This window comes from Romboutsia sp. (assembly GCF_051659545.1).
Classification (GTDB): domain Bacteria; phylum Bacillota; class Clostridia; order Peptostreptococcales; family Peptostreptococcaceae; genus JBOFOR01.
The window spans coordinates 1-2,086 of record NZ_JBOFOR010000325.1 but is presented as its reverse complement, the minus strand read 5'-3'; the positions used below and the strand labels follow the sequence as shown (position 1 = coordinate 2,086).

Genomic DNA, 2,086 nt, shown 5'->3' with positions numbered 1-2,086 from the left:
CACTAACACTTAACTTAGATGATGAACCTGTTTTATTTCCTTCAATAGAAAATTTTCCTGTCATTTCACTGTATATAGCTTTTACTTCACTCCCTGGAAAGGATTTATTGATATTATCAACTACATTTTTAATAGTATCAGTTTTGTTTATGGTAATCTCTTTTCCATTTATAGTTATTTTAGATGAATCACCAGTTATATATTTTTCCATAGTTTCATCTTTACTTATTACCTTACTTTCTAGCTTTGGTGGTTTTGCAGTTTCAGTAACTTTAAACTTATAATTTATATTATTAGCACCAGCTCCTGCAGTAGCACTTATAATATTACTATTTGAACTTGTTATTGTTGTTGTACCAAACACTTTAGTACTTAGTATAAAGTCTGGTGAGGTAGCACTAAAGTATTTATCATAAAGTCCTTTTACACTTTTGATAATATCTCTATAGCTTTCTTGCTGCCATTTAGTTTTTTGTTCTTTTTGTTTAGCTTTGTCTACTTTGCTTTGTTCCCCAACCAACATATCTTTTATCATTTGGTCTGTATCCATACCTGTAGCTAGTCCAGGTATTCTTACTGAGTTTACCGAAGACATTTTATCCCCTCCTATAAGCCCTTAGCTTTTTTTGATACTTCATACCACATATCTCTAACTTCTTCTATAAGTGGTAATACTTCATCTATTATATTTACATCTTTTTTCATATTTGCTTCTACTAATTTATTTTTAATAAAATCATATAAATTGAATAAATCATTTGCAAAACCAGTATTAGTGTCTAAAGCTACCATAAGTTCTGAAAATATGTCTTGAACCCTAACAAGCTCTTGATGAGCCCTTTGAACATCTTTTTTTTCTATTGCTAGTCTTGCTATTTTAGTATATTTAACTGCACCATCTACTAGCATAAGCAATAGTTGTTCTTTTGATGATGTGTTTACTGAATTTTGTTTATATGTGTTATATGGATTTGCTGTATACATCTTTCCCCCTACTTAAGTAGTTTCAATAAGTCTAAATCACTACTTATAGCATTTTTATTTTCTTGTTTTACTTTTTCTAATACTTCATTTCTAAGAATAGTCATATCCTTAGGTGCTGAAATAGCTAATTTCACACTTCCATCTTCAATTTTACTAACTTTAATTTCTATGTCATCACCTATTAATATAGATTCACCTTTTTTTCTAGTAACTACTAACATTGTCTTCTCTCCTTATCAAAGGATGCTTAGTTTGGTAATCTTCACTTTGCAATATAAATTGTTTTCCAAGATTATTTTTTATATTAACAACTATTGGGGCTTTTAAATTCATTGTTGTTTCTTCTAACGTTTTTCCTAGAGTTAATATACTTAATACTAATACATCATTCGGACTTTCTATTTCTAATTCTTTTATTGTTTCATCATTTAAGTTTATTTCATAGTCCGTATATATGTCAAAAGGATTTACTGCAACAAAACTAATTTCTTCTTCTGATTGTATTAGTTTAAACTTATCATTTCCCTCTAAATCGTCTATTGTAAATTTTTTAAGTTCTTCAAATCCTGGTATTCCTTTTTTAAAAAACACGTTCATTATATACTGCTCCTATCTTAAGTAATCTAGTATTGTAGGTTTTATCAATTTTGCCCCAACCTGCAGGCTTGCATTATAAATCATTTCAGCCGACTTTAATTCCATGAATTTCTCTGCATAGTCTACATCTTGTATTGAAGAAAATGTTGCTGTCATTTCTAAAATATTCGCTTCATTACTTTCTTTTACAGCTTCAACTGTATTTGTTTTTGAACCTACTAAAGATCTATTGTTTAATATATCATTCATATATCCATCTAAGTCTGTAGATAGATTCTTTATATTTTCCATAACTACTGGATCTTGCTCTAACTCTTTAACTATATTATTTAATATCTCTAAACCACTTTTATTTCCAGACTTATCTCCTGCTGTTTTTGTTATATCATCTATTGTTAAGTTGTAGTCCATTCTTATACCATCTGATAAATCTACTTTCAATGTTTCGCTTAATTTTTTATCAAGTTCTGTATTTATTGTTCCATCTTCATTTTTATTATTTACA

Annotated in this window: 5 protein-coding genes; all 5 read right to left on the bottom strand. The window is 28.4% G+C overall.

The features are described 5' to 3' along the window. Positions 1-595: flagellar cap protein FliD N-terminal domain-containing protein (locus tag ACRC03_RS19345; RefSeq protein WP_438654249.1), on the bottom strand; the 595-nt coding region annotated here is incomplete at its 3' end. A gap of 11 nt (positions 596-606) precedes the next feature. Further along, positions 607-984, bottom strand: coding sequence for a flagellar export chaperone FliS (fliS, locus tag ACRC03_RS19340; RefSeq protein ID WP_438654248.1), 378 nt, complete (start codon positions 982-984; stop codon positions 607-609). 8 nt (positions 985-992) lie between these two features. Beyond that, on the bottom strand, positions 993-1,205 hold the full coding sequence (csrA, locus tag ACRC03_RS19335) for a carbon storage regulator CsrA (RefSeq protein WP_438654247.1): 213 nt from the start codon (positions 1,203-1,205) through the stop codon (positions 993-995). Beyond that, a complete protein-coding gene (gene fliW, locus ACRC03_RS19330) occupies positions 1,189-1,581 on the bottom strand; it encodes a flagellar assembly protein FliW (RefSeq protein WP_438654246.1) in 393 nt (130 codons plus the stop codon). The genes csrA and fliW overlap by 17 nt, the downstream gene beginning before the upstream one ends. Positions 1,582-1,593: 12 nt before the next feature. Then, the coding region (locus tag ACRC03_RS19325; protein ID WP_438654245.1) for a flagellin at positions 1,594-2,086 on the bottom strand (493 nt) is incomplete at its 5' end.